At 68.1% G+C, this 23508-nt stretch carries 20 protein-coding genes; 11 read left to right on the plus strand and 9 right to left on the minus strand.

Annotation, left to right across the window (positions count from 1 at the left end; translation table 11 throughout):
• Window position 1: 1 nt before the first annotated feature.
• Window positions 2-1558 (minus strand): glycine betaine ABC transporter substrate-binding protein, encoded by a 1557-nt coding sequence (locus tag QF040_RS00775; RefSeq protein ID WP_429609296.1) that lies wholly within the window; start codon window positions 1556-1558, stop codon window positions 2-4.
• A 109-nt stretch (window positions 1559-1667) separates the two neighbouring features.
• Between QF040_RS00775 and QF040_RS00780 the strand changes: the two genes are divergently transcribed.
• Window positions 1668-2756, plus strand: a complete 1089-nt coding sequence (locus QF040_RS00780) for an ROK family protein (RefSeq protein ID WP_429609298.1) — start codon at window positions 1668-1670, stop codon at window positions 2754-2756.
• On the opposite strand, the gene QF040_RS00785 is transcribed toward QF040_RS00780, so the two are convergent.
• From QF040_RS00785 to QF040_RS00805, 5 genes are all read right to left on the minus strand, one after another.
• On the minus strand, window positions 2740-4278 hold the full coding sequence (locus QF040_RS00785; protein WP_429609299.1) for an efflux transporter outer membrane subunit: 1539 nt from the start codon (window positions 4276-4278) through the stop codon (window positions 2740-2742). The genes QF040_RS00780 and QF040_RS00785 overlap by 17 nt on opposite strands.
• 15 nt (window positions 4279-4293) lie before the next feature.
• Window positions 4294-5412 (minus strand): ABC transporter permease, encoded by a 1119-nt coding sequence (locus tag QF040_RS00790; protein ID WP_429609301.1) that lies wholly within the window; start codon window positions 5410-5412, stop codon window positions 4294-4296.
• Between the two features lie 19 nt (window positions 5413-5431).
• The gene (locus tag QF040_RS00795; protein WP_429609303.1) at window positions 5432-6568 is read right to left on the minus strand and encodes an ABC transporter permease; all 1137 of its coding nucleotides are present in this window, start codon (window positions 6566-6568) and stop codon (window positions 5432-5434) included.
• The gene (locus QF040_RS00800) at window positions 6565-8361 is read right to left on the minus strand and encodes an ATP-binding cassette domain-containing protein (protein WP_429609305.1); all 1797 of its coding nucleotides are present in this window, start codon (window positions 8359-8361) and stop codon (window positions 6565-6567) included. Before QF040_RS00800 ends, QF040_RS00795 begins: the two co-directional genes overlap by 4 nt.
• A gap of 178 nt (window positions 8362-8539) precedes the next feature.
• Complete coding sequence (locus QF040_RS00805; RefSeq protein WP_429609307.1) at window positions 8540-9559, minus strand: HlyD family efflux transporter periplasmic adaptor subunit; 1020 nt, start codon at window positions 9557-9559, stop codon at window positions 8540-8542.
• Window positions 9560-9656: 97 nt separating this feature from the next.
• On the opposite strand from QF040_RS00805, the gene QF040_RS00810 reads away from it, so the two are divergent.
• A complete protein-coding gene (locus QF040_RS00810) occupies window positions 9657-10370 on the plus strand; it encodes a TetR/AcrR family transcriptional regulator (protein WP_429609308.1) in 714 nt (237 codons plus the stop codon).
• Here QF040_RS00810 and QF040_RS00815 read toward each other — a convergent pair.
• The 3 genes from QF040_RS00815 to QF040_RS00825 are packed head-to-tail and all read right to left on the minus strand — an operon-like array spanning window position 10348 to window position 13578.
• Window positions 10348-11727: a phospholipase D-like domain-containing protein gene (locus QF040_RS00815; RefSeq protein ID WP_429609309.1), complete on the minus strand. Its 1380-nt coding sequence runs from the start codon at window positions 11725-11727 to the stop codon at window positions 10348-10350. The two genes, QF040_RS00810 and QF040_RS00815, sit on opposite strands and share 23 nt — an antisense overlap.
• Before the next feature lie 36 nt (window positions 11728-11763).
• Window positions 11764-12429, minus strand: a complete 666-nt coding sequence (locus QF040_RS00820) for a glutathione S-transferase family protein (RefSeq protein WP_429609311.1) — start codon at window positions 12427-12429, stop codon at window positions 11764-11766.
• A 27-nt stretch (window positions 12430-12456) separates the two neighbouring features.
• On the minus strand, window positions 12457-13578 hold the full coding sequence (locus tag QF040_RS00825; RefSeq protein ID WP_429609312.1) for a 5-methyltetrahydropteroyltriglutamate--homocysteine S-methyltransferase: 1122 nt from the start codon (window positions 13576-13578) through the stop codon (window positions 12457-12459).
• A gap of 147 nt (window positions 13579-13725) precedes the next feature.
• On the opposite strand from QF040_RS00825, the gene QF040_RS00830 reads away from it, so the two are divergent.
• The 9 genes from QF040_RS00830 (at window position 13726) to QF040_RS00870 (ending at window position 23508) form a co-directional block, all read left to right on the plus strand.
• Window positions 13726-14835: a Rieske 2Fe-2S domain-containing protein gene (locus QF040_RS00830; RefSeq protein WP_429609313.1), complete on the plus strand. Its 1110-nt coding sequence runs from the start codon at window positions 13726-13728 to the stop codon at window positions 14833-14835.
• Window positions 14832-15605 carry a GntR family transcriptional regulator gene (locus QF040_RS00835; RefSeq protein ID WP_307643095.1) on the plus strand — a complete coding sequence of 258 codons (774 nt, stop codon included), beginning with the start codon at window positions 14832-14834 and terminating at the stop codon, window positions 15603-15605. The genes QF040_RS00830 and QF040_RS00835 overlap by 4 nt, the downstream gene beginning before the upstream one ends.
• Window positions 15606-15636: 31 nt before the next feature.
• Complete coding sequence (locus QF040_RS00840) at window positions 15637-16623, plus strand: PDR/VanB family oxidoreductase (protein WP_429609314.1); 987 nt, start codon at window positions 15637-15639, stop codon at window positions 16621-16623.
• Between the two features lie 273 nt (window positions 16624-16896).
• Window positions 16897-18081: an ABC transporter substrate-binding protein gene (locus tag QF040_RS00845; protein WP_013540369.1), complete on the plus strand. Its 1185-nt coding sequence runs from the start codon at window positions 16897-16899 to the stop codon at window positions 18079-18081.
• 336 nt (window positions 18082-18417) lie between these two features.
• Window positions 18418-19290: a branched-chain amino acid ABC transporter permease gene (locus tag QF040_RS00850; RefSeq protein WP_013540370.1), complete on the plus strand. Its 873-nt coding sequence runs from the start codon at window positions 18418-18420 to the stop codon at window positions 19288-19290.
• Window position 19291: 1 nt separating this feature from the next.
• A complete protein-coding gene (locus QF040_RS00855; RefSeq protein ID WP_429609316.1) occupies window positions 19292-20305 on the plus strand; it encodes a branched-chain amino acid ABC transporter permease in 1014 nt (337 codons plus the stop codon).
• On the plus strand, window positions 20302-21078 hold the full coding sequence (locus QF040_RS00860) for an ABC transporter ATP-binding protein (protein WP_429609318.1): 777 nt from the start codon (window positions 20302-20304) through the stop codon (window positions 21076-21078). Before QF040_RS00855 ends, QF040_RS00860 begins: the two co-directional genes overlap by 4 nt.
• On the plus strand, window positions 21071-21775 hold the full coding sequence (locus QF040_RS00865) for an ABC transporter ATP-binding protein (RefSeq protein WP_013540373.1): 705 nt from the start codon (window positions 21071-21073) through the stop codon (window positions 21773-21775). The genes QF040_RS00860 and QF040_RS00865 overlap by 8 nt, the downstream gene beginning before the upstream one ends.
• A gap of 32 nt (window positions 21776-21807) precedes the next feature.
• Entirely contained in the window at window positions 21808-23508 is a 1701-nt protein-coding gene (locus QF040_RS00870) for a tannase/feruloyl esterase family alpha/beta hydrolase (protein WP_429609320.1), read from the plus strand.

The following is a 23508-nucleotide window of genomic DNA, read 5'->3' on the forward strand; positions in this document are numbered from 1 at the left end:
CTCATGGCGGAAGCGAAGATGGCGGTGCGCGTCGGCGACGGCGCATCGTCCACTCGATCAGTTCGAAGATCCCTTCGCTGATCAGCGCCATCGCCGCGGCCGGCAGCGCGCCAGCCAGCAGCAGTTCGCGGTCATTCAGTGCGAGGCCGGTCACGATGCGCTCGCCGAATCCACCTGCGCCGATGAATGCCGCAATCGTCGCCGTACCGATGGCGATCGCAGTGGCCGTCCGCACCCCCGCCAGGAGCGTGGGCAACGCCAGCGGCAGCAGCACAAGCTGAAGGCTCTGCGGCGGCGTCATGCCGAGCGCGGTGCCCGCGAGCCGCAGCCCGTTCGGCACTTCGGCCAGACCCGTCACCGTGTTGCGCATGATCGGCAGCAGCGAGTAGAGCGTGAGCGCGATCAAAGCCGGCAGCGCACCGATCGCGCCGAGCATCGAGATCAGCACCGCCAGCAGCGCCAGCGACGGCACCGTCTGCATCAGGCTCGCGATGCCGAGCACCACGGCGCGCAACCGCACATGCGAGAACACGAGGATCGCAATCGGCACGCCGATCAGGATCGCGATGCCCACCGACACCGCAACCAGCAGCAGATGCTGGCGCGCGAGTTTCCAGAGGTCGGGGCCGAAGAGCTTGGCGGTGAAACCGCGGCGGGTGTCCTGTGCGGGCGCCACACCTGTCTTGCCGGTGCTGGCGATGAAGTCGCGCGCGATCACGTCGAAGGGCACGCTCTGCAGTTCGGCGCGCGCGTTCATCGCGATCATCGCGTGCTCGTCGACCTTGCCTTCGAGCGTCTGCAGCGCGGCCCATGCTTTCGGCAGCCTCGTGGGCAGATCGAGCTTGTAAAGCACCACCGCGTCGTAGCGTGGGAAGTACTTCCGGTCGTCCTCCAGCACGCGAAGGCCCAGGTGGTCGATCTTCGCGTCGGTGGTGTAGATGTCGATTGCATCGATCTGCTTGGCCGCCACCGCTTCATACGCCAAGCCATGGTCGAGGCCGGTCGGCGTCTGCGTGAAGCCGTAGCGCGCGGCCAGGCCCTTCCAGCCGTCGGCGCGGCCGAGGAATTCGTTCGAGAGGCCGAGCTTGAGTTCGGTGTGCTTCGCAAGATCGCTCAGCGTGCGCAGTCCGAGCCGCTCCGCATCGGCGGCACGCACGGCCAGCGCATAGCCGTCGTTGAAGCCCAGCGGAATCGCCACGCCCAAGCCCATCGGCGCGAGCGCCGCGTTCATCGCCTCGCGCGTGTCCGCGGGCGAGCCCTTGAGGATTTCGAGCGCGATGGTGCCGGTGTACTCGGCATAGAGATCGATGGCGCCCGAGCGCAGCGCTTCGTAGACGATGGCCGTGTTGCCCAGCCCCTGCCGCACGATGGGCGGCGACGTGGTGTGCGGCGCGGCCATCTGCGCGAGCAGCTCGGCGAGGATGTACGACTCGGTGAAGCGCTTGGAGCCGACGCGCAGCGCCTCGTCCGCGGCCTGTGCGGGGCCGGAGACCGCGGCCATCCAGGCCATCGAGAACAACAGGGCGGCGCGCCAGAGGCGGCGGGGCAGGTGCAGCATCGGGGCAGTGTATAGAGAACACCTCGTTCGGCGTACCCGCCGCTCTCCTACACGCCGTGGTGTGCGGAGCCGATGCATGCCAGGGCGCGCGCGGGCCATAGTGAATGCCATGAAGCCCAAGACCGCCAAGAAGAAATCGACCCGCACCTCGAAAGAGAACCTGCCCGGCCCCGACGTTCACGGACTGCGCGAGTTGCCCGGTTTGACGGTCGAGGGCTACAGCCTCCAGCTGCGCGACAAGGACGGCTTCGTCGGCGACCAGGCCAGCCAGACGGCCTTCAGGGAACTGCTCGAACGCTGGCGCAAGCGCAGCCGCAAGAAGGGCAAGGACCCGCTCGGCGGGCAGCACTCGCGCGATCTCAGCAAGCGCGAACTCGACCTCGCGCTGCAGGAGAAAAAGGAGTTCGATGCCGGCTACGTGATGCACGCGGCCGTCTCGGAATTTTCGGAAGAACTCGCCTCGGTGATCCAGCGCTTCCTGCGCCAGCCCTCGTGGCACAACGTGCAGCGGATCGTCGTCGGCGGCGGCTTTCCGGAGAGCCATGTGGGCGAGCGGGCGGTTCTGCAGACCGGGGCCATCCTCGAAGACCTGGGCGTCCATGTGCAACTCGGGCGCCTCTCGCACAACGTGGACGACGGCGGCCTGATCGGCTGGGTGCACCTGGCGCCGCGCGAGATGCTCAAGGGGCACGACGCCATCCTCGCGGTGGACATCGGCGGCACCAACGTGCGCTGCGGCATCGTCAAGACACGCCACCGCAAGGCGCGCGACTTCTCGCTGGCGAAGGTGGTGCGGCGAGAGAAATGGCGCCATGCGGACGACGAGCCGAACCGCAGCAACATGGTCGAGCACATCGCCGACATGCTGGAGGACATGGTGCGCTACAGCGAGCGCAAGAAGATCCGGCTGGCGCCCTTCATCGGCATCGGCTGCCCCGGGCTCATACGCCCCGACGGCTCGATCGCGCGCGGCGCGCAGAACTTGCCGGGCGACTGGGAAAGCCACGCCTTCCATCTGCCGAGCGCACTGTGGCGCCGCATGCCGATGATCGGCTCGGGCCCCACGCTCGTGCTGATGCACAACGACGCGGTGGTGCAGGGCCTGAGCGAGCTGCCCTTCATGCGTGACGTGCAGCACTGGGGCGTGCTGACCATCGGCACCGGGCTCGGCAACGCGAGCTTCACGAACCGGCGCTGAGTTCCTTCATCGGCGGCACGCCGCCCGCGAGCGCCTTGTAAACGCCCACCAGGTTCACCGACAGCCGGCTCGTGCTCTGCGCCTGGTCGCGGCGCGCCTGCAGCAGGGCGCGCCGAGCGTCGAGCTCGACGCTGAAATCAGTGAGGCCATTGGCGTAGCGCGCATGCGCGAGCGTGAGCGCATCGCGGCTCTGGTGTTCGCGTTCGACGAGTTCGGCATGGCGCTGGCGCTCGGCGCTGTAGGCGTTGAGCGCGGTATCGATCTCGTGCCAGGCCTTGAGCACCGTCTGCTGGAAGGCGACGGCCGCCTCCTGCTGCTGCAACTCGCGCAGGTCGACAGTGCTGCGGCGGCGGCCATTGTCGAAGATCGGCAGGCTGAGCGACGGGCCGACATGCCATTGCCGGCTGCCCCAGTCGCCGAAGCGTTCGCTGCCGACCGACTCGTAACCAAAGCCCGCGCCCAGCGTGACGCGCGGATAGAGATCGGCCACCGCCATGCCGACGCGCGCGGTGGCGGCGTGCAGTTGCGCTTCGGCGGCTGCGATGTCGGGGCGGCGACGCGCGAGGTCGGCGGGGAGGCCGAGCGCGAGGTCGGGCAAAGGTGGCGCATCGCCCACGCTGTCGGTGGCGGCGTCCGCAAGTTCCGTGTTCAATCTGCCGGGTGGCGCGCCGATCAGCAGCGTGATGCGGTTCATCGCATCGGCCTCCTGCTGCAGCAGCGATGGAATGCGCGCGCGCAGTTCGGCCAGCAGGGTGCGCTGGCGCACCGGGTCGAGGTCGGTGACGAGCCCGCCATCGGCGCGCGCCTGCACGAGTTCGAGCGACTCGGCGGCGGCCGCAATGTCGGCGCGCGCGATGCGCAGTTCGCGCTGCGTGCCGCGCAGTTCGAAGTAGGTGCGCGCGAGCTCGGCCTGCACGCTGAGCTTGGCTTGCTCCAGCATCGCGGCTGACGCGGCCGCATCCGCGTCGGCAGCCTCCACGGCGCGCCGCACGCGGCCCCAGAGGTCGATTTCCCACGAGGCATCGAAGCCGGCCTGGTAGAGGTTGTAGGGCTCGCTGAGCGTGCGGATCAGCTGGTCCTTGTTGGTGACCGACGAGCCCAGCGCATCGATCATCCGCGTGGCCGCGCCGCTCTCGCTTTGCCGTTGCCGCGTGACGCCCGCAGTGGCATTGACCTGCGGGCCGCGCTGGGCGGCTGTGGTGGCGCGCTGCACGCGGCTCTGCGCGAAGCGCAGCGCGGCGGTCTGCAGGTCGGGGTTGGCGGCGAGCACCATCGCCTGCAGCCGGTCGAGCACCGGGTCGTTGAACGCCTTCCAGTCGCCGGGCGCGATGGAGGCCGTCACAGGCGCACCGCCGCGCTCCTTGCCGAGCAGCGCGGGCGAGCCGCCGTGCCAGCTCGACCAGTCCGCAGGCGTGCGCGGTTCGAAGGGCTTGTGGTCGGGGCCCACCGCGCAACCGCCGATGAGAAGCGCAAGCGCGGCAGCGGCCACCGCATTGCATGTGAAATCAAAAGTGAGAGGCATGAAGTGCTCCCGTTATCAGACGAGACGATTGCGAAAGAGCCACGCCGCCAGCGGCAGCGTGACGACCGCGATGATGGAAAGCGGAATCAGGTTGTGCCAGACCGTGCCCAACCCGACGCCTTCCAGGTACACGCGCTGCATCAGCTCGATGGCGAAGCGCAGCGGATTGGCCATCGTGATCACCTGCAGCACATGCGGCATGTTGCGCACCGGCGTGGTCAGGCCCGACAGCAGCATCATCGGCATCAGCAGCACGAAGGTGTAGAGCATGGCTTGCTGCATGTTGGCCGACACGGCCGAGATCGACAGGCCGATGCCCACGCTCGCCACGGTGAAGAAGATGAGTCCGGTGTAGAGCGTGACCAGCGAGCCCGCCATCGGAATGCCGAACCAGAAGAGCGCCACCACAAGGATCAGCGACGACTGCGCAAGGCCGACCAGCACCGGCGGCAGCGCCTTGCCGATCATGATTTCGAGCGGCGACATCGGCGTCACCAGCAACTGGTCGAAGGTGCCTTGCTCGCGCTCGCGTGCCACCGAGAGCGCGGTGAGCAGCAGCGTCTGCAGCATGCTGAGCGCGGCGATCATGCCGGGCAGGAGGTTCCAGCGCGTCTCCAGGTTCGGGTTGAACCAGGCGCGCGATTCGATGACCAGCGGCGCGGGCGGTGCGCCCGCGCGCGTGCGCAGCTCGGCGTTGTAGCGCTCGACCACCGCGCTCACGTAGCCGGCCGCAGAACCCGCGGTGTTGGAGTTGCGCGCGTCGAGGATCAGCTGGATGGCGGCGGGCTGCCCCGCGCTCAGTTGCCGCTCGAAGTCGGGCGCGATCTGGATCACCAGCAGCGCCTTCTCGGTGTCGATCACCTCGCGGATGTCGGCCTGCGTGCGCAGCGTGGCCACGCGTTGGAAGACGCCGGTGCTGTCCAGGCGCGCAATGAGTTCTGTTGCCGCGCCGGTGCGGCTCTGGTCGAGCAGCGCATAGGGCACGTTCGCCAGGTCGTAGGTGGCGCCGTAGCCGAAGATCAGGCTCTGCAGCAGCGCGGGCGCGAAGAGGATGGTGCGCGTCGCTGGGTCTTTCAGGATCGCGAGCAGCTCCTTCTTGCAGAGATTGGCGATGCGCAGCAGGAAGTCGATCATTGTTCTTTTCCTTCGCGCCTCAGTCGAGGCTCTTGCGCGTGACGGCGCGTGCGATCAGCAACAGCCCGATCGCATAGCAAAGCAGGATCGCGCAGTTGCGCCATATGAGCGGCCAGACGTCGCCCGCGAGGAAAAGCGTCTTGATCAGGTCCATAAAGTAGGTGGCCGGCAGTGCATGGCCGATGACGCGCACGGCCGTGGGCACGTTGCGCAGGTCGAAGAGAAAGCCCGACAGCATCATCGAGGGCATGAAGGTCGCGATCAGCGCGATCTGGCTCGCAAGGAACTGGTTGCGCGTGACCGACGAGATGACGAGGCCCAGGGTCACGGCCACGATCAGGTAGAGCATCGAGCTGAACACCACCACGAACAGCGAGCCGTACATCGGCACCGCGAACAGGAATCGCGCGGCCAGCAGGCACAGCGCCAGGCCCAGCATGCCGACGCCGAAGTAGGGAATGATCTTGGCCAGCAAGATCTCGACCGGCCGCACCGGCGTGACGAACAGCGCCTCGAGCGTGCCGCGCTCCCATTCGCGCGCCATCACCAGCGCGGTGAGGAAGGCGCCGACCAGCGTCATGATGAGAACGATGAGTCCCGGCACCAGGTACCAGGTGCTGGTGTTCGCGGCGTTGAACCACATGCGCTGCTCGACGGTGACGCTGCCCACGGGCGGCGCGTCGGCCCCCGAGGTGCTGCCGAGGCGGTCGGCCCGCCGCACGGCCGTCTGGGCGAGGGCGCCGCTCACGTAGGCCTGGATGATGGTCGCGCGGCCTGCGTCCGCGCCATGCACGATCAGTTGCACGCGCGCGTTGCCCGCGGCCAGCGCGCGCGAGAAGTCGCTCGGGACGCGCACGATGCCGTCGACCTTGCGCTCGCGCATCAGTTCCTCGGCGTCGTGCATCGAACCGAGCAGCACCGGCGCGATGGTGGGCGAGAGCTGCAGGCCGGTGATGGCTTCGTGCGCGGTCGGCGAGGCGTCTTCCATCACCACGGCCACCGGCGCGTTCTTCACGTCGAGCGACATGCCGTAGCCGAAGATCAGGATCAGCACCATCGGCAGCAGGATGCCGATCGCAAGATTGCTGCGGTCGCGCAGCAGTTGCCGAAATTCCTTGCGCGTGAGTGAGATGAGGCGTGACCAGAAGCCGCTCATGCCGTGGCTCCTTCAGGTTCCTTCGCTGGGGCTTCCTTGCCCTTGCGCCGTGCCTTCTCGACGATGCCGATGAAGGCCTGCTCCATGTCGATGCGCTTGTCGCTGTCGTCGCCGTCCAGCGCCTGCGTGCGCACCTCTTGCGGCGTGCCGATGGCAAGCACCTTGCCGGCGTCCTGGATGACGATGCGATCGCAGTACTCGGCCTCTTCCATGAAGTGCGTGGTGATGACGACGGTGGTGCCGCCTTCGGCCAGCGCGGTGATGCGGCGCCAGAACTCGCGGCGCGCGAGCGGATCGGCGCCGCTCGTGGGTTCGTCGAGGAACAGTATCTCGGGCTCGTGCAGGAGGCCGGTGGCCATCGCGAGGCGCTGCCGGTAGCCGCCGGGGAGTTGGCCGCTGGGTGTGTCGAGTTCGCGTTCGAGGTCGAACTGGCGCAGCACCGTGTCCATGCGCGCTTTCAGCCGCTGCCCACGCAGGCCGTAGGCGCCGCCGAAGAACGAGAGATTTTCGCGCACCGTGAGGTTGCCGTAGAGCGCGAACTTCTGCGAGACGTAGCCGATGCGCTGGCGCGCCTCTGCGCGCGCATGGCGCAGGTCCACGCCGGCCACGCGCAACTGGCCGCCGCTCGCGGGCAAGAGGCCGCAGAGCATGCGGAAGGTGGTGGTCTTGCCCGCGCCATTGGGGCCGAGCAGGCCGAAGATCTCGCCGCGCCGCACCGAGAAGCTGGTGCTCGCGACGGCGACGAAATCGCCGAAGCGGCGCACGAGGTCTTTCACTTCGACGACTTCGTCGGAGTTGCCCTTGGCGCGGTTCGCCGTTGCTGCTGCGGTGGTGATTGGCGCGGATGCTTGCTGCGTGCGCAGCAGCGTCATGAAACCGTCCTCGAGCCGCGGCGGCACCGGCTCCGCGTGCGCGCCGGCCAGCAGCATGGCGAGCGCCGCATCGTCCGTGTCCTTGCGACGGATGAAGTGCACTTCGCCGCCTTGCGGCACGGCATCGACGATGTCCTGCTCTGCATCAAGCAGGCGGGCCTGCATCAGGCGCGGCGGTTCGCCCTCTGGCGGCGCTGCGATGAAGCACAGGCCCTCCGCATGGTCGCGAATCTCGGCCGGCGCGCCTTGCGCCAGCAGCTTGCCCTCGCGCAGCACGAACACATGGCTGCAGCGCTCGGCCTCGTCGAGGTAGGCGGTGCTCACGATCACCGACAGTTTTTCGCCGTCCACCAATTGCTGCACGATCTGCCAGAGTTCGCGCCGCGAGAGCGGATCGACGCCGACGGTCGGCTCGTCCAGCAGCAGCAGGTCGGGCGAGCGCACCAGCGTGCAGGCGAGGCCGAGCTTCTGCTTCATGCCGCCCGAGAGCTTGCCCGCAGGGCGATCGGTGAAGCGGCCGAGGTCGGTCATTTCCATCAGCCGGGCGTAGCGCTCGCGGCGCTTGTCTTTAGAAACGCCGTGCAGGTCGGCGTAGAGGTCGAGGTTCTCCTGCACGCTCAGGTCGTCGTAGAGGCCGAAGCGCTGCGGCATGTAGCTGATGCGGTCCTGCACTGCCTGCGGGTCGGCCGAAACATCGATGCCGAGCACGCGCAGTTCGCCCTCGTCGGCGCGCATGAGGCCGGCCATCAGGCGCAGCAGCGTGGTCTTGCCCGCGCCGTCCGGCCCGACCAGCGCCGTGAGCGTGCCCGTGGGTATTTCCAGCGACACACCGTCGAGCGCGTGCACCGGCTGCTTCGACGACTTGAGCGTGAAGCGCTTGTGCAGGGAGCGTCCGGCAACCGCCGGTCGGCCGTCAGGCATTCGGCAGCCTCCCGTGGGTTTTGCTCCTTCCCCCTCTGGGGGAAGGTGGGGATGGGGGCACGACGGCACTGGTTGTGCTTTGGTGCTTGATCGACCGCCGCTTGCCCCCACCCCAGCCCTCCCCCAGCGGGGGAGGGAGCAAGACGCGACGAACGCCGGCTGTATGGAGCGTGGTCATTCAGGGCTTGCCGTTCGCAGTCGGCGCAATCTGCAGCCGCACGGTGGCCGGCATGCCCAGGCGCAGGCGGTCCTGCTTGTCCTCGACCATCACGCGGATCTCGTAGACGAGGCTGCTGCGCAGCTCCTCGGTCTGCACGGTCTTGGGCGTGAACTCCGCCACCGAGGCGATGTAGCCGACCTTGCCGGCGATGGCTTCGCCGGGGTGGCTGTCGGTGCTCACGTTGGCGGCCTGGCCCGGCTTCACGCGGCCCAGATCAGACTCGGCCACATAGGCGCGCACCCACTTGGGATCGGTGATCGCGAGCGTGAAGGCCGGGCGCTGCGGCGAGGCCATGTCGCCGGGTTCGAGCAGGCGGGCGCGCACCACGGCGTCGATGGGCGTCTTCAGCTCGGCTTCGGCGAGCTGGTGGTTCATGAGCGCGAGGTCGGCGCGCGCGGATTCGAGCTGGGCCTGTGCCTGCGCGATGTCTTCCTTGCGCGGGCCGGTGACGACGAGCTGCTGCGCCTTGCGCGCGTTGTCCAGCTGCGCGAGCGCGACCTTGCGCTTGGCCTGCGCGCTGTCGAGGTCCTGCTGGCTCACCGCACGGCCGGCGGTGGTCTGGCTGATTCCCTGCAGGCGCGCGAGCTGTTGCTGCGCGAGGTCGGCATCGGCCTGCGCGGCCGCCACCTGCGCGCCGGCTTGCGCCACTTCTTCGGGGCGGCTGCCGGTCTTCAGGCGCAGCAGGGCCTGCTCCTGCACGCCGATGCGCGCCTGCGACTGCGCCACGCGCAACGCCAACGTGCGGGTGTCGAGCTTGCCGAGCACCTGGCCGGCCCGGACGTGGTCGCCTTCGCGCACCGCGAGCTCGGCCACGCGGTCGTTGGCGTTGAAGGCGAGCGAGACTTGGCGCACATCGACGTTGCCGTAGAGCACGAGCCGGTCGGAGGGCGCAGCCGAGCGATGGGCGTACCACCAGCCGCCGGCCGCGGCGAGCAGCAGCGCGACGACCGCGACGGCGATGAGAGGTTTCTTGTTCATGGCGTGTTTCCTGCCGGTTTGCGGACCCGGATGCGGCGGATGTTATCAAATTCAAATTTGAATTTGAAGTTATTTTTCAATTCGATTAACCTTGGCCATGGCCACCAGCTCTTCCAGTACTTCCGCGCGCACGCAGCGCACCGACGGCAACACCACGCGCCTGCACATCCTGGAGACCGCCGGTCAGCTGTTCGCCGAGCGCGGTTTCGCCGATGCCACGAGCAAGGAAATCTGCACCCGCGCCGGCACCAACATGGCCGCGATCAACTACCACTTCAACGGCCGCGACGGGCTCTACGAGGCCGTGCTGATCGAGGCGCACCGGCAGGTGGTGAGCATCGACGAGCTGGCCAGCCTCGCCAGCGCGTCGAGCGATCCGCGGCTCAAGCTGCGTGCGCTTCTCACGCACCTGATCGAGATGGGCAGCCAGCCCAAGGCCCCCTGGGGTTTCCGCGTGGTGCTGCGGGAAGCCCTGTCGCCGTCGCCGGCGCTGCCGATGATGATCAAGCGCGCGGTGCTGCCCAAGGCCAAGCTGCTGCGCGGCCTGCTCGGCGCCATCGTGGGATTGCCCGACGACCATCCTGCGGTGCAGCGCGCACTGCTGTTCACCGTGCTGCCCTGCATCGTGATGATGGTGGCGCCCAAGGACCTGAGCAGCAAGGTGCTGCCGGCGCTGAAGGACACCCAGGCCCTGGCCGACGACCTGATGCGCTATGTGCTTGCCGGTCTCGATGCGGTGGCGAAGGAAGCCAAGGCCGCTGAGCCCGCCGAGTCCGTGGCAGCGCCGGCTAAAGCTGGAAAGCGACGGTAAGCAGCAGCCCCTCGGCCACGTCGCGCACGAGGCCCGGGCGCCGCGCGCGGTAAGGCTCGCCGGCCGAAGCGGTGGTGTCGATCCACTCGGCCAGCCAGTCGATCTCGTTCGCGCCGTAGAACACGACCGCCGCCTCGTGGTTCAGCAGCAGGCTGCGCAGGTCGAGGTTGATCGAGCCGCACATCGCCAGCTCGTTGTCGACCACCACCGCCTTGGCGTGCGCCATGAAGGGCAGCATGCGAAAGCTCACGCCCGCGCGCGCCAGGTCGCGCATGGCGCGGGCGCGCACGAAGTCGGCCAGGCGATGGTTCGACTGCGCGGGCATCGCGATCGTCACCTGCACGCCGCGCCGGGCCGCGAGCCGCAGCGCATCGCGCAGGCCGTCGCCGGGCACGAAGTACGGCGTGATCGCGAGGATGCGGTGCTCGGCGCGAAAGCACGCGTCGATCAGCAGCGCATGCGCCGTGTCCTCGGTCTGGTCGGGGCCGCTCGGCAGGAACTGGGCCATTGCGGTGCCGGGGGCTTCGGGCAGGTTGTCGCAGGTGATGGCGCGCGCCTTGCGCACGCGCACCGAGCGCCAGTCGTGATCGAACTGGCGTGCCGCGGCTGCCGCCACGCTGCCGCGCAGGTCGAACGAGAGATCGCGCCAGGCCTCGGGATGCTTGTTGTTGCCCGTGAAATATTCGCCCGCAAGATTGCGCCCGCCCGACCAGAGCCAGCCGTCGTCGGCGATGGTGAACTTGCGGTGGTTGCGCAGGTTGCGTGGCCCGGTGCGGCGCAGGCTGAAGAAGGGGCGGAACACCGCCACCTCGCCGCCCGCCGCGCGCAGCAGGTCGAAGTGATGGCGCGGCAGCGACAGCGCGCCGAAGCCGTCGAGCAGCACCCGCACCTTGATGCCGTCGCGCGCCCGCTGCGCGAGCCGCGCCAGTACCGCATGGCCCAGCGGGTCGTCGCCGATGATGAAGGTGCACACGTCGATGCGCTCGCGCGCGCCGTCGATCACCTCGAACAGCGCGAGCCGCGCCTGCTCGCCGTCGGCATGCAGGCGCACCGCGCAACGCCCCGGCGGCGCAAGGCCGAAGCTCTCGATCAGGTCGGCCGCCCAGTGCCCCGGCGGCACCGAGCGCGGCGGTCGCGGCGAGCCGGCTGGGCGCAGCTTGCGCTGGCCGAACAGCAGGTACATCGGGAGAATCAGGTAGGGCATCAGCACCAGCCCCATCACCCACGCGATGGCGGTGGTGGGGGCGCGCTGCTCGCGGCGCGCGCGCGTGGTCAGTACGTAGACGAGCAGCGCAAAAGTGACGACGAGGAAGTGCTGCGAGGGAGAGGGCAGCCAGTCGAACCCTGTATTCGGCATGGGGCCGATGATGCCTCAGTGCACCCGCACCCGGGATCAGCGCTGCAGGAAGGCGGGCACCTCGCGGCCCTCGGAGGCGAGGAACTTCATCATCGGATCGACCACCGCGTGCACCGCGGGCCGGTCGCGCACGCGGTTGCGCCAGGCGATGAGGCGCGGCGTCGCATCGGTCATGCCGGCGCCCTTGCGGTCGGCAAAGATGCAGGCCATGTAGAAGGCGATGTCCGCGAAGGAGTAGGGGCCCGCGAGGTATTCGCGTCCGGCGAGCAGACCTTCCATCTCGGCGTAGTAGCGCGCGCAGGCTGCGCACGCGGCGACGGCCGGCGCGCTCTGCATGTCGTTCTGCAGGCCGAAGAGCTTGATGACGTTCGGGAAGAACACCTCGTCGGACTTCTGCTCCAGCTGCCGCGCCCGTGCCCGGTCGGCGATGCCTTCGGGCCACAGGGCGGGAGTGGGGTAGCGGTCTTCGAGGTATTCGAAGATCTGGGTCGAGTCGAACAGCGCCACCGCGTCGTCGACCAGCACGGGCACCTGCTGCTTGACGGCGTTGACCCGAAGCACCTCGGGGTGTTTCGGCTCGTAGGCGTCGTCCTTGGTGAACGGCACCATGGTCAGTTCGAAGGCGATGCCTTTTTCGCGTGCCGCGATCTCGACCTTGGCGCCGAACATGCTGAGGGGGCCGGAATAGATGTGAGTCGTCATGCCCCCGACTTCACCAGAAACGGCGCGTCAGGTCGAGCCCCAGACCTCCTGCGCCGTCTCGACCACCAGGCGCAGCTTGTTGCGCTGCGCTTCCACCGCGATGTTGTTGCCGTGCACCGTGCTGGAGAAGCCGCACTGCGGCGACAGCGCGAGCTGCTCGAGCGGCGCGTACTTGGCGGCGTCCTCGATGCGGCGCTTGAGCTCGTCCTTGTCTTCCATCTCGCCGAACTTGGTGGTCACGAGGCCCAGTACCACCGTCTTGCCCTTGGGCAGGTAGCGCAGCGGCTTGAAGTCGCCCGAGCGGGCGTCGTCGTATTCCATGAAGTAGGCGTCCAGGTCCATCTCCTTGAGCAGCGCCTCGGCCACCGGCTCGTAGTTGCCGGCCGCGGCGTGCGTGCTCTTGAAGTTGCCGCGGCACAGGTGCATCGCGAGCAGCATGCCTGGCGGCTTCTGCGCGACCACCTTGTTGATGAAGGCCGCGTAGCGATGCGGCAGTTCGTTCGGGTCGTCGCCACGCTTGCGGGCGGCTTCGCGCATGTGCTCGTCGCAGAGATAGGCGAGGTTGGTGTCGTCCATCTGCACGTAGGTGCAGCCGGCGGCCGCCAGCGAGCGCAGTTCGTCGCCGTAGGCCTTGGCCACGTCGTCGTAGAACACCGGGTCGAGCTCGGGGTAGGCGTCCTTGCTGATGCCGGCGCGGCCGCCGCGGAAGTGCAGCATGGTCGGCGAGGGGATCGTCACCTTGGGCGTGCGGCCCGCGGAAACCTGGCTTTTCAAGTACTGGAAATCGGCAAGCTGGATGTTCTTGATGTGGCGCACCTTGTCGATCACGCGCATCGCGGGCGGCGCCAGTTCCTCGGTGCCGTCGGGCTTGCGGATGGTGACCGGAATGTCGGTCTTCACGCCGCCGAGCTGGTCGAGAAAGTCGATGTGGAAATACGTGCGGCGGAACTCGCCGTCGGTGATGCTTTTCAGGCCGATGTCTTCCTGGAAGCGGACGATCTCGGTGATGGCCTTGTCTTCGACCGTGCGCAGTTGCTCGGGCGTGATCTCGCCCTTGGCCTTCTGCTCGCGCGCTTCGAGCAGGTATTTGGGGCGCAGGAAACTGCCGACGTGGTCGTAGCGGGCGGGCAGGGCGGCGTGCTGGGACATGGGGTGAACTCCGTCGTGGCTGATAACGAACGGAGCATCCTAGCGCCTTGGAAAGCGGCTTGTTTGTATACGTTGATGTTGGTATTTACCCTTGATTTAGGCGTCTGGAGGTAGAAGTTTCCTGATTTCTGTATACATTGGGTATTCATGAAAACGCCCACGACCGCCTTTCCACTGAACGCCTGGTACGCCGCCGCCTACGACGTCGAAGTGCGCCACGCGCTCCTGCCCCGCACGATCTGCAACCAGAAAGTGGTGCTGTTCCGCCGCACCGATGGCCAGGTGGCCGTGCTCGAAGACGCCTGCTGGCACCGCCTGATGCCGCTCTCGCTCGGCCGCCTCGAAGGCGACGAACTGGTCTGCGGTTATCACGGCCTCGTCTACAACAGCCAGGGCCGCTGCACCCACATGCCGAGCCAGGAGACGCTCAATCCCTCGGCCTGCGTGCGCAGCTTTCCGGTGGTCGAGAAGCACCGCTTCGTCTGGATCTGGCCCGGCGATCCGGCCAAGGCCGACCCGGCGCTGGTGCCCGACATGCACTGGAACGACGACCCCGCCTGGGCCGGCGACGGCAAGATGATCCGCGTCAACTGCGACTACCGGCTCGTGGTCGACAACCTCATGGACCTCACGCACGAGACCTTCGTGCACGGCTCCTCCATCGGCAACCGCGAAGTCGCCGAGGCGCCCTTCGTCGCCACGCATGGCGACCGCTCGGCCACCGTCACACGCTGGATGGAAAGCATCGACGCGCCGCCGTTCTGGGGCGGCCAGATCCGCCATGCACGCGGCTACACGGGCAAGGTCGACCGCTGGCAGATCATCCGTTTCGAAGGCCCGTGCACGGTGAACATCGACGTGGGCGTGGCCGAGGCCGGCAGCGGCGCGGTACCCAAGGACGGCAACCCCGGCGACCGCAGCAAGGGCGTCAACGGCTACGTGCTCAACACCATCACGCCCGAGACCGACAAGACCTGCCTCTACTTCTGGGCGTTCGCGCGCAACTACTGCCTCGGCGAGCAACGCCTCACGCACGAGTTGCGCGAAGGCGTGGCCGGCATCTTCCGCGAAGACGAACTCGTGCTCGAAGCCCAGCAGAAGGCAATGGACGACCACCCCGACCACCAGTTCTACAACCTCAACATCGACGCCGGCTCGATGTGGGCGCGCCGGCTGATCGACCGCATGGTCGAGAAGGAAAAGCCCGCGCGCGCCGCGATCCCGATCCGGCCCGTCGACCAGAAGCAGGCCGCATGAAGGCCGCCGTGGTTTCTCCCATCGAGCCCGGCGACACCGGCAGTTCGCAGGCCGTGAAGGCGCAGTTGCGGCTGCGCGAAATGATCCTCGCGGGCGAACTGCCTGGCGGTGCGCGCATCGCCGAGGTCGCCATCTCCGAGCAGCTCGGCGTCTCGCGCACCCCGGTGCGCAGCGCGCTGATGCGGCTCGAACAGGAAGGCCTGCTCGAAGCGCTGCCCAACGGCGGCTACGCGGTGCGCACGTTTTCCGAGCGCGACGTGGCCGATGCCATCGAGCTGCGCGGCACGCTCGAAGGGCTGGTCGCCCGCCTTGCGGCCGAGCGCGGCGCGGCGCCGGTGGTGCTGCGCGAAGCACGCGCCTGTCTGACCCGCATCGACGAACTGCTGCGCGAGCCCGCGCTCGACGATGCGGCGTTCTCCCGCTACGTGACGCACAACGAGAAATTCCATGCGCTGCTGTGCGAGATGGCCGGCAGCCCGGTCATCGCGCAGCAACTGGAGCGCGTGGTCAACCTGCCGTTCGCCTCGCCCTCGGGCTTCGTCATCGTGCAGGCCAATTCGCCGGCCGCGCGCGACATGCTCGTGATCGCGCAGGACCAGCACCTGCAGGTGCTCGACGCCATCGAATCCGGCGAGGGCTCGCGCGCCGAGGCGCTGATGCGCGAGCACAGCCGCATCGCGCGGCGCAACCTGCGCGAGGCGCTGCACGGCACGCCGACCGCCGAGCAGCGCCCGCTGCCCGGCGTGCAGTTGATCCGCCGCCGCGGCTGACCTTCCATCTTTTTCCCGTTTGGTGTTCCCGATGAAAAGCGATCTTCAATGGATGCAGGCGCAGGTGGTTGCGCTGCGCGACGTCACGCCCACGGTGCGCGAGTTCGAGCTCCGGCCCGAGTCGGGCTTTGCCGCGTCGTATGAACCCGGCGCCCACCTGCAGGTGCAGGTGATGACGGCGCAGGGCAGGCTGCAGACGCGCTCGTACTCGCTCGTCGGCGAGGGCGACGGCCAGTGCTGGCGCATTGCGGTCAAGCGCCTGGACGATGGCCGCGGCGGCTCGCTCGCGATGTGGCAACTGGCGCCCGGCGACCGGCTGCAGGTGAGCGCGCCGCAGAACCACTTTGCGCTCGACCTTTCCGCGCCCGGCTACCTGCTGGTGGCGGGCGGTATCGGCATCACGCCGCTGGTGCTGATGGCGCAGCGCCTCGGCGCCCATGCGAAGCGCAGCGGCGTGCCGGTGAAGATGCTCTACGGCGCCCGCCATGCCGGCGAGTTTGGCTACCTCTCGCGTCTGCAGGAGGCATTGGGCGAGAACGTCGCCGCGCACGAGGGCTCGGCCCCCATCGACTTCGCCGCCGCCATCGCCGAGCTGCCGCCCGGCGGCCAGCTCTACACCTGCGGCCCGGTGCCGATGCTCGAAGCCGTCAAGCGCGCCTGGGAGGCGGCCGGCCGCGCCCCGGCGGACCTGCGCTTCGAAACCTTCGGCAGCAGCGGCCGCCTCGCCACGCAGGCCTTCACGGTGCGCATCCCCCGGCACGACCTGTCGATCACCGTGCCCGCCGACTGCACCCTGCTCGACGCGCTCGACGCCGCCGGCGTGCAGACCTTGTCGGATTGCAAGCGCGGCGAATGCGGCCTCTGCGCCATGGACGTGCTCGCAGTCGAAGGCGAAGTCGACCACCGCGACGTGTTCCTGAGCGCCCACGAGAAAGCAGCCACCACCCGCATCTGCGCCTGCGTGTCACGCGCCGTGGGTACGCTCACGCTCGATTCCGCCTACCGCGCCGACAGTTGAGTTCCCCGGCCGTTCGGGCTGTTCGCCCCCAACCGTTCGGGCTGAGCCTGTCGAAGCCGTGCGCAAGGCTTCGACAGGCTCAGCCCGAACGGTGGCGACAGCAGCCCCAACGGTGGTGGCAGGAGCGCTGCGCGATCATCGCGCAGTTCATTTATTGATCGCGCAACAAAGGCCCGCGAGAGGGGCCGGCTAGGTGATTGCCTGCTCCGCCGAATGTTGCAAAGTGTTGAAAATAGCCCCGGTTTCGCATTCCGTCCCTCCTAGGAAAACCTCATGCAAAGACGCCACCTCATCCAGACCGCGGGCCTCTCGGCGATCGCGCTCGCCACCGCCTTCGCCCTGCCGCTGGCCAGCGCGCAGAGCAACACCTTCAAGATCGGCCTCATCCTGCCGATGACCGGACAGCAGGCCTCCACCGGCCGGCAGATCGAAGCCGCGGCGCGCCTGTACATGGCGCAGAACGGCGACACCGTGGCCGGCAAGAAGATCGAGCTGATCGTCAAGGACGACGTGGCCACGCCCGATGTCACCAAGCGCCTCGCGCAGGAACTCATCGTCAACGACAAGGTGAACGTGATCGCCGGCTTCGGCGTCACGCCGGCCGCGCTGGCCGCCGCGCCGCTGGCCACGCAATCGAAGACGCCGCAGGTCGTGATGGCCGCGGCCACGTCGAGCATCACCGAGGCCTCGCCCTACATCGTGCGCTCCAGCTTCACGCTGCCGCAGGTGTCAGTCGTCATGGGCGACTGGGCGCCGAAGAACGGCGTGAAGACGGTGGTGACGCTGGTGGCCGACTACGGCCCCGGCAACGATGCCGAGAAGTTCTTCAGCGAGCGCTTCCAGCTCAACGGCGGCAAGGTGATCGAGAAACTCCGCGTGCCGCTGCGCAACCCCGACTTCGCGCCGTTCCTGCAGAAGGTGCGCGATGCCAAGCCCGATGCGTTGTTCGTCTTCGTGCCCTCGGGCGCGGGCGCGGCGGTGATGAAGCAGTTCCTGGAACGCGGCATGGACAAGGCCGGCATCAAGCTGATCGCCACCGGTGACGTGACCGACGACGACCAGCTCAACGACATGGGCGACGGCGCGCTGGGCGTTGTCACCTCGCACCACTACTCGGCCGCCCACCCCTCCGCGATGAACAAGAAGTTTGTCGAGGCTTTCCAGAAGGCCAACCCCAAGATGCGCCCGAACTTCATGGCCGTGGGCGGCTATGACGGCATGCGCGTGATCTACGAAGCGCTCAAGACCACCAAGGGCCAGGGCGGCGGCGAAGCGCTGCTGGCAGCCATGAAGGGCCAGGTCTTCGAGAGCCCGCGCGGCCAGGTGCTGATCGATGCGCAGACCCGCGACATCGTGCAGGACGTGTACCTGCGCAAGGTCGAGAAGAAGGACGGGCAGCTCTACAACGTCGAGTTCGATGTGATCAAGGGTGTGAAGGACCCGGGCAAGGCCAAGTAAGTTTTCGTGGCGGGGTCATGTGATGCGCTGCTGTTCGGGGCTGCGATCACGCCGACGGGGTACCTTGCTCCGCGAATGTCCCCCGCCTTCGGCTCCTCCTTGATTTCGCTGCGCAAGGCACCCCATCGGCGTGCTCGGTTTTCAGTGCAGTCGTTGATCAGCGATATGCCAGCAGAGTGCCCAAGTGCGCAGGGCATCGGGTGCTCCCCGCAGCGAAATCAAGGAGGAGGGGCGAAGCCCCGGGGGACATTCGCGGAGGGGAGTACCCGGTGGCCTGCGCACCCGCCCTGAACAACAGCATCCAGAACGAACGCACCTCAGACGCAGACAACAGACATGCTGACCATTCTTTTCGACGGCATCGCCTACGGCATGCTGCTCTTCGTCCTCGCCGTCGGCCTGGCCGTGACGCTCGGGCTGATGAACTTCATCAACCTCGCGCACGGCGCCTTCGCCATGGCGGGCGGCTACCTCACTGTGTTCGCGATGCAGAAGCTCGGCATGCCGTTCCTGGCCTGCCTGCCGTTCGCATTCATCGTCGTCGCGCTGGCCGGCGCGCTGCTCGAGCGCACGCTCTACCGGCCGATGTACGGCAAGCCGCACCTGGACCAGGTGCTCTTTTCCATCGGCCTTGCCTTCATGGCCGTGTCGGCGGTCGACTATTTCGTCGGCTCGTCGCAGCAGAACCTGCAACTGCCCGAATGGCTGCGCGGCCGCAGCGAGTTCGGCGACGGTGCGTTCCTTCTGGGCATGGGCCACTACCGCATCTTCATCATTGCCGTGTGCGCGGTGCTCACCGTCGTGCTGCAACTCATCCTCTCGAAGACGCGCTTCGGCAGCCGGCTGCGCGCCGCGGTCGACGATCCGCGCGTGGCCGCGGGCCTGGGCATCAATGTGAACATCGTGTTCCTCATGACCTTCGCCGTGGGTTCGGGCCTCGCGGGGCTGGGCGGCGCGCTGGGGGCGGAAATCCTGGGGCTCGATCCGACCTTTCCGCTCAAGTACATGATCTATTTCCTGATCGTGGTGTCGGTGGGCGGCACCTCGTCGATCACCGGGCCCCTCGCTGCCGCGCTGCTGCTCGGCATCGCCGACGTGGCGGGCAAGTACTTCATTCCGAAGATGGGCGCGTTCACCGTCTACCTGCTGATGATCCTGATCCTGATGTGGCGACCCCAAGGGCTGTTCACGCGCAAGGGAGGGCGTTGAGATGAGTGCGCCTTTTTCATCTTCTTCCACCAACACCGCAACCTACGAGTCGGCCTTGCTGCGCACCGCGCGCTGGCGGCCTTGGGAGTTCGTGGTCTGGGCGGTCGCCTTCGCGCTGCCGCTCGTCATGCCCTCGCACTCGCTGCTGGTCAACGAGATCGCCATCGTCGCGCTGTTCGCGATGTCGCTCGACCTGATCCTCGGCTACACCGGCATCGTGTCGCTCGGCCACGCCGCGTTCTTCGGCTTCGGCGCGTATGCGGCGGCGCTGTTCGCCAAGCTCGTGATGCCCGACCCGACCGTCGGGCTGGTGTTCGCGACCGTGCTCTCGGCGCTGCTCGGCCTCGTGGCCAGCGTGACGATCCTGCGCGGCAGCGACCTCACGCGGCTGATGGTCACGCTCGGCACCGCGCTGCTTCTTCTCGAACTGGCCAACAAGCTCGACTGGCTCACCGGCGGTGCCGACGGCCTCCAGGGCGTGGTGATGGGACCGGTGCTCGGCCTCTTCGAGTTCGACCTGTACGGCCGCACCGCCGCCTGGTATTCGCTCGCGGTGATGCTGGTGCTGTTCCTCGTGATGCGCCGGCTGGTGCATTCGCCCTTCGGCGCAACGTTGAAGGCGATCCGCGACAACCGGCTGCGTGCGATGGCGATCGGCATTCCGGTGGTCTCGCGGCTCGCGGTCATCTACACCGTGGCAGCCGGCATTGCCGGCGCGGCGGGTGCGCTGCTCGCGCAGACCACCGGCTTCGCCTCGCTCGACGTGCTGGCCTTCGACCGCTCGGCCGATGTGCTGCTGATGCTGGTGATCGGCGGCGTGGGCTGGCTCTATGGCGGCGTGGCGGGCGCGATCGTCTTCAAGCTGCTGCAGAACTGGCTCTCGGCCGTGACGCCGCAGTACTGGATGTTCTGGATCGGCCTCATCCTCGTGCTGCTGGTGCTCGTGGGGCGCGACCGGTTGCTCAAGCCGTGGACGTGGTTTGGCAGGGGCAAGAAGAAGGGCGGTGTGGCATGACCACCACCGATACCGTGCTCTCGACGCAAGGGCTGGTGATGCGCTTCGGCGGCATCACGGCCACCAACAACGTCACGATGGAATTGAAGCGCGGCGCACGCCATGCGCTGATCGGCCCGAACGGCGCCGGCAAGACCACGCTGATCAACCTGCTGACCGGCGTGCTCGTGCCGACCGAAGGCCGCATCACGCTGCTCGGCGAAGACATCACCACGCTCGCGCCGCACAAGCGCGTGGCGCGCGGGCTGGTGCGCACCTTCCAGATCAACCAGCTGTTCGACTCGATGACGCCGCTGGAGACGTTGGCGCTCGTGGTGTCGCAGCAGAAGGGCATCGCCGCGCAATGGTGGCGGCCGCTCGGCGGCACCAAGGGGATTGCGGAGCGGGCAGGGCAACTGCTCGAACAGTTCCACCTTGCGGACGTCGCCAAGCAGCAGACGAAATTCATGGCCTACGGCAAGCGCCGCCTGCTGGAGATCGCCATTGCACTCGCCTGCGAGCCGCGCGTGCTGCTGCTCGACGAACCCGTGGCGGGCGTGCCCGCCGGTGAACGCGAAGAGCTGCTCGAGACCGTGGCCGCGCTGCCGGCCGACGTGTCGGTGCTGCTGATCGAGCACGACATGGACCTGGTGTTCAGCTTCGCCGACCGCATGACGGTGCTGGTCAACGGCACGCTCCTGACCGAGGGCGACCCCGAGACCATCGCCAACGATCCGAAGGTGAAAGAGGTCTACCTGGGCCATGGAACGGGAACGGAGGGCGCCCATGTCTGAGCTGCTGCGCATCGAGAACCTGAGCGCGGGCTACGGCGAGGCCGTGGTGCTGCACGACGTGGCGTTCGCGCTCGGCGAGGGGCAGACCCTCGCGCTGCTGGGCCGCAACGGCACGGGCAAGACGACGCTCATCAACACGCTGGCCGGCGCCACGCGACAGCACGGCGGCACCATCGCGCTCGGTGGGCAGGCGCTGCACAAGCTCGCGCCGCATCAACGCGCGGCAGCGGGCATCGGCTGGGTGCCGCAGGAGCGCAACATCTTCAAGTCGCTCACGGTGCACGAGAACCTCACGGCGGTGGAGCGGCCCGGCAAGTGGAACCCGCAGCGCGTGTACGAGATGTTCCCGCGCCTTGCAGAACGCAAGACCAATCTAGGCACGCAGTTGTCGGGCGGCGAACAGCAGATGCTGGCCGTCGGCCGCGCGCTGGTGCTCAACCCCAAGCTGCTGCTGCTCGACGAACCGCTCGAAGGCCTCGCGCCGATCATCGTGGAAGAGCTGCTGCGCGCCATTCGCCGCATCACGCAGGACGAGGGGCTGGCCGCGATCATCGTGGAGCAGCACCCGCAGGCGATCCTCGCGATTTCCGATCATGCGGTGGTGCTCGACCACGGCACCATCGTTCACACCGACAGCGCGGCCGCATTGCGCAGCCAGCCGCAGGTGCTCGAACGGCTGCTGGGTGTGGCACGGTAGCAGCCTTTAACGAACAACGAAGGAGACAACAGATGGCGATCCCGAAGACAGTGTTTTGCGGGGGCGCCATGCTGGCGGCCGCCGCGTTGCTCGCCGCATGCGGCACTCCCACCGGGCCTAGGGCGCTCACGCTCGGCGGTGAGCCGGCGGCGTCCTGCGCCGCCCTCGCTTCGCCGATCGCGCCTGCTGCGATCGGCCTGCCGAGCGGCGCCGCGACCATCGACTCGGCGACGCTCGTTGCCGCGTCCCCGCTGGCGGTCGCCGAGCGCGGGCCCAGCCCCGCGTCGCGCATCACGCCGGTAACGCCCGCGCACTGCAAGGTGCTCGGCCGCATCGCGCCGCTCGATGCGAGCGCGCCGCCGATCCTGTTCCAGGTCAACCTGCCGCTCGCGTGGAACGGGCGCAGCGTGCAGTACGGCGGCGGTGGCTTCAACGGCGTGCTGATCACCGGCCTCTCGCTGGTGCCGGCGGGCCGCTTCGACCAGCCCACCCCGCTCGCACAGGGCTACGTGACCTACGGCACCGACTCGGGCCACCAGAACGTGCAGGGCCAGCCGCCGCAAGCCTTCGCGCTCAACGACGAGGCGCTCACCAACTTCGCGCACGCCTCGTACAAGAAGGTGCGCGACGTGGCGGTGGCGCTGATGCAGCGCGCCTACGGGCAGGCGCCGCAGAAGCTGTACTTCATGGGCAGCTCCGAAGGCGGGCGCGAGGCGCTCACGATGGCGCAGCGCTATCCGAATGATTTCGACGGCATCTTCAGCCGCGTGCCCGTCATCAACTGGACCGGGCTGCAGCATGCGGGCACGCGCAACGGCATCGCGACCTTCGGCGAAGGGTGGCTGCGGCCCGCGCAGGTGCAGCTGGTGCACAACGCGGTGCTCGCAGCGTGCGATGCGGCGGACGGCGTGGCCGACCGCATCGTGTCGAACCCGGTCGCGTGCCTGCAGCGCTTCGACCCAGCCAGCCTGCGTTGCGCGGCCGGCACGAGCGGCGACAACTGCCTCAACGATGCGCAGGTGCAAGCCGTGCGCACGCTGCGTTCGCCGTGGCGCTCGCCCGTGCCGCTGGCCAACGGCGTGACCGAATATCCCGGCTGGGGCATCGGCGGCGAAGGCACGCCGGCCTTCGCCTCGATGGGCGGCTGGAACGCGTGGTGGACCGGCACTGCCGCTCCGACCGTGCCACCGCAGCCGAGCAATGGCATCGCGTGGTTCTACGGCAGCGGGGCGTTGCAGCATTTCTATGCGCGCAATCCGTCGCTCGACGTGCGCAACTACCGCGCCGAAGACTTCGCCGCGCGCATCGCCACCGTGTCGCAGCTGATGGACTCGACCAACCCCGACCTCGCCGCCTTCAACGCACGCGGCGGCAAGCTGCTGATGCTGGAGCACATGGCCGACTACGCGCAGAGCCCGTTCGCCGGCATCCGCTACTACGAGTCGGTGGTGGCGCGCATGGGCCGCGACAACGTGGACCGCTTCATGCGCCTGTACACCGCGCCCGGTGTGGACCACGTGGGCAGCGGCGCGCCGGCCAATGTCGACATGCTCGGCGCGCTGGCCGACTGGGTCGAGCGCGGCCGTGCGCCGGGCGGGCTGCAGCTCGTCGAGCAGGAAGTGCAGCCGCCGTTCAAGACCATTCGGGCGCGGCCGCTGTGCGAATGGCCGTTGTGGCCGCGTTACGTCAGCGGCGATGCGTCGCAGGCGGCGAGCTTCCAGTGCGCCAAGTAG

Origin of the sequence: Variovorax sp. W2I14 (assembly GCF_050435205.1) — a bacterium.
In the GTDB taxonomy this organism is placed as follows: domain Bacteria; phylum Pseudomonadota; class Gammaproteobacteria; order Burkholderiales; family Burkholderiaceae_C; genus Variovorax; species Variovorax paradoxus_C.

Bases quoted from the DNA above. Each gene is read 5' to 3' on its own strand.
- QF040_RS00775 (WP_429609296.1), bottom strand. From the start codon at position 1,558: ATGCTGCACCTGCCCCGCCGCCTCTGGCGCGCCGCCCTGTTGTTCTCG.
- QF040_RS00780 (WP_429609298.1), top strand. From the start codon at position 1,668: ATGAAGCCCAAGACCGCCAAGAAGAAATCGACCCGCACCTCGAAAGAG.
- QF040_RS00785 (WP_429609299.1), bottom strand. From the start codon at position 4,278: ATGCCTCTCACTTTTGATTTCACATGCAATGCGGTGGCCGCTGCCGCG.
- QF040_RS00790 (WP_429609301.1), bottom strand. From the start codon at position 5,412: ATGATCGACTTCCTGCTGCGCATCGCCAATCTCTGCAAGAAGGAGCTG.
- QF040_RS00795 (WP_429609303.1), bottom strand. From the start codon at position 6,568: ATGAGCGGCTTCTGGTCACGCCTCATCTCACTCACGCGCAAGGAATTT.
- QF040_RS00800 (WP_429609305.1), bottom strand. From the start codon at position 8,361: ATGCCTGACGGCCGACCGGCGGTTGCCGGACGCTCCCTGCACAAGCGC.
- QF040_RS00805 (WP_429609307.1), bottom strand. From the start codon at position 9,559: ATGAACAAGAAACCTCTCATCGCCGTCGCGGTCGTCGCGCTGCTGCTC.
- QF040_RS00810 (WP_429609308.1), top strand. From the start codon at position 9,657: ATGGCCACCAGCTCTTCCAGTACTTCCGCGCGCACGCAGCGCACCGAC.
- QF040_RS00815 (WP_429609309.1), bottom strand. From the start codon at position 11,727: ATGCCGAATACAGGGTTCGACTGGCTGCCCTCTCCCTCGCAGCACTTC.
- QF040_RS00820 (WP_429609311.1), bottom strand. From the start codon at position 12,429: ATGACGACTCACATCTATTCCGGCCCCCTCAGCATGTTCGGCGCCAAG.
- QF040_RS00825 (WP_429609312.1), bottom strand. From the start codon at position 13,578: ATGTCCCAGCACGCCGCCCTGCCCGCCCGCTACGACCACGTCGGCAGT.
- QF040_RS00830 (WP_429609313.1), top strand. From the start codon at position 13,726: ATGAAAACGCCCACGACCGCCTTTCCACTGAACGCCTGGTACGCCGCC.
- QF040_RS00835 (WP_307643095.1), top strand. From the start codon at position 14,832: ATGAAGGCCGCCGTGGTTTCTCCCATCGAGCCCGGCGACACCGGCAGT.
- QF040_RS00840 (WP_429609314.1), top strand. From the start codon at position 15,637: ATGAAAAGCGATCTTCAATGGATGCAGGCGCAGGTGGTTGCGCTGCGC.
- QF040_RS00845 (WP_013540369.1), top strand. From the start codon at position 16,897: ATGCAAAGACGCCACCTCATCCAGACCGCGGGCCTCTCGGCGATCGCG.
- QF040_RS00850 (WP_013540370.1), top strand. From the start codon at position 18,418: ATGCTGACCATTCTTTTCGACGGCATCGCCTACGGCATGCTGCTCTTC.
- QF040_RS00855 (WP_429609316.1), top strand. From the start codon at position 19,292: ATGAGTGCGCCTTTTTCATCTTCTTCCACCAACACCGCAACCTACGAG.
- QF040_RS00860 (WP_429609318.1), top strand. From the start codon at position 20,302: ATGACCACCACCGATACCGTGCTCTCGACGCAAGGGCTGGTGATGCGC.
- QF040_RS00865 (WP_013540373.1), top strand. From the start codon at position 21,071: ATGTCTGAGCTGCTGCGCATCGAGAACCTGAGCGCGGGCTACGGCGAG.
- QF040_RS00870 (WP_429609320.1), top strand. From the start codon at position 21,808: ATGGCGATCCCGAAGACAGTGTTTTGCGGGGGCGCCATGCTGGCGGCC.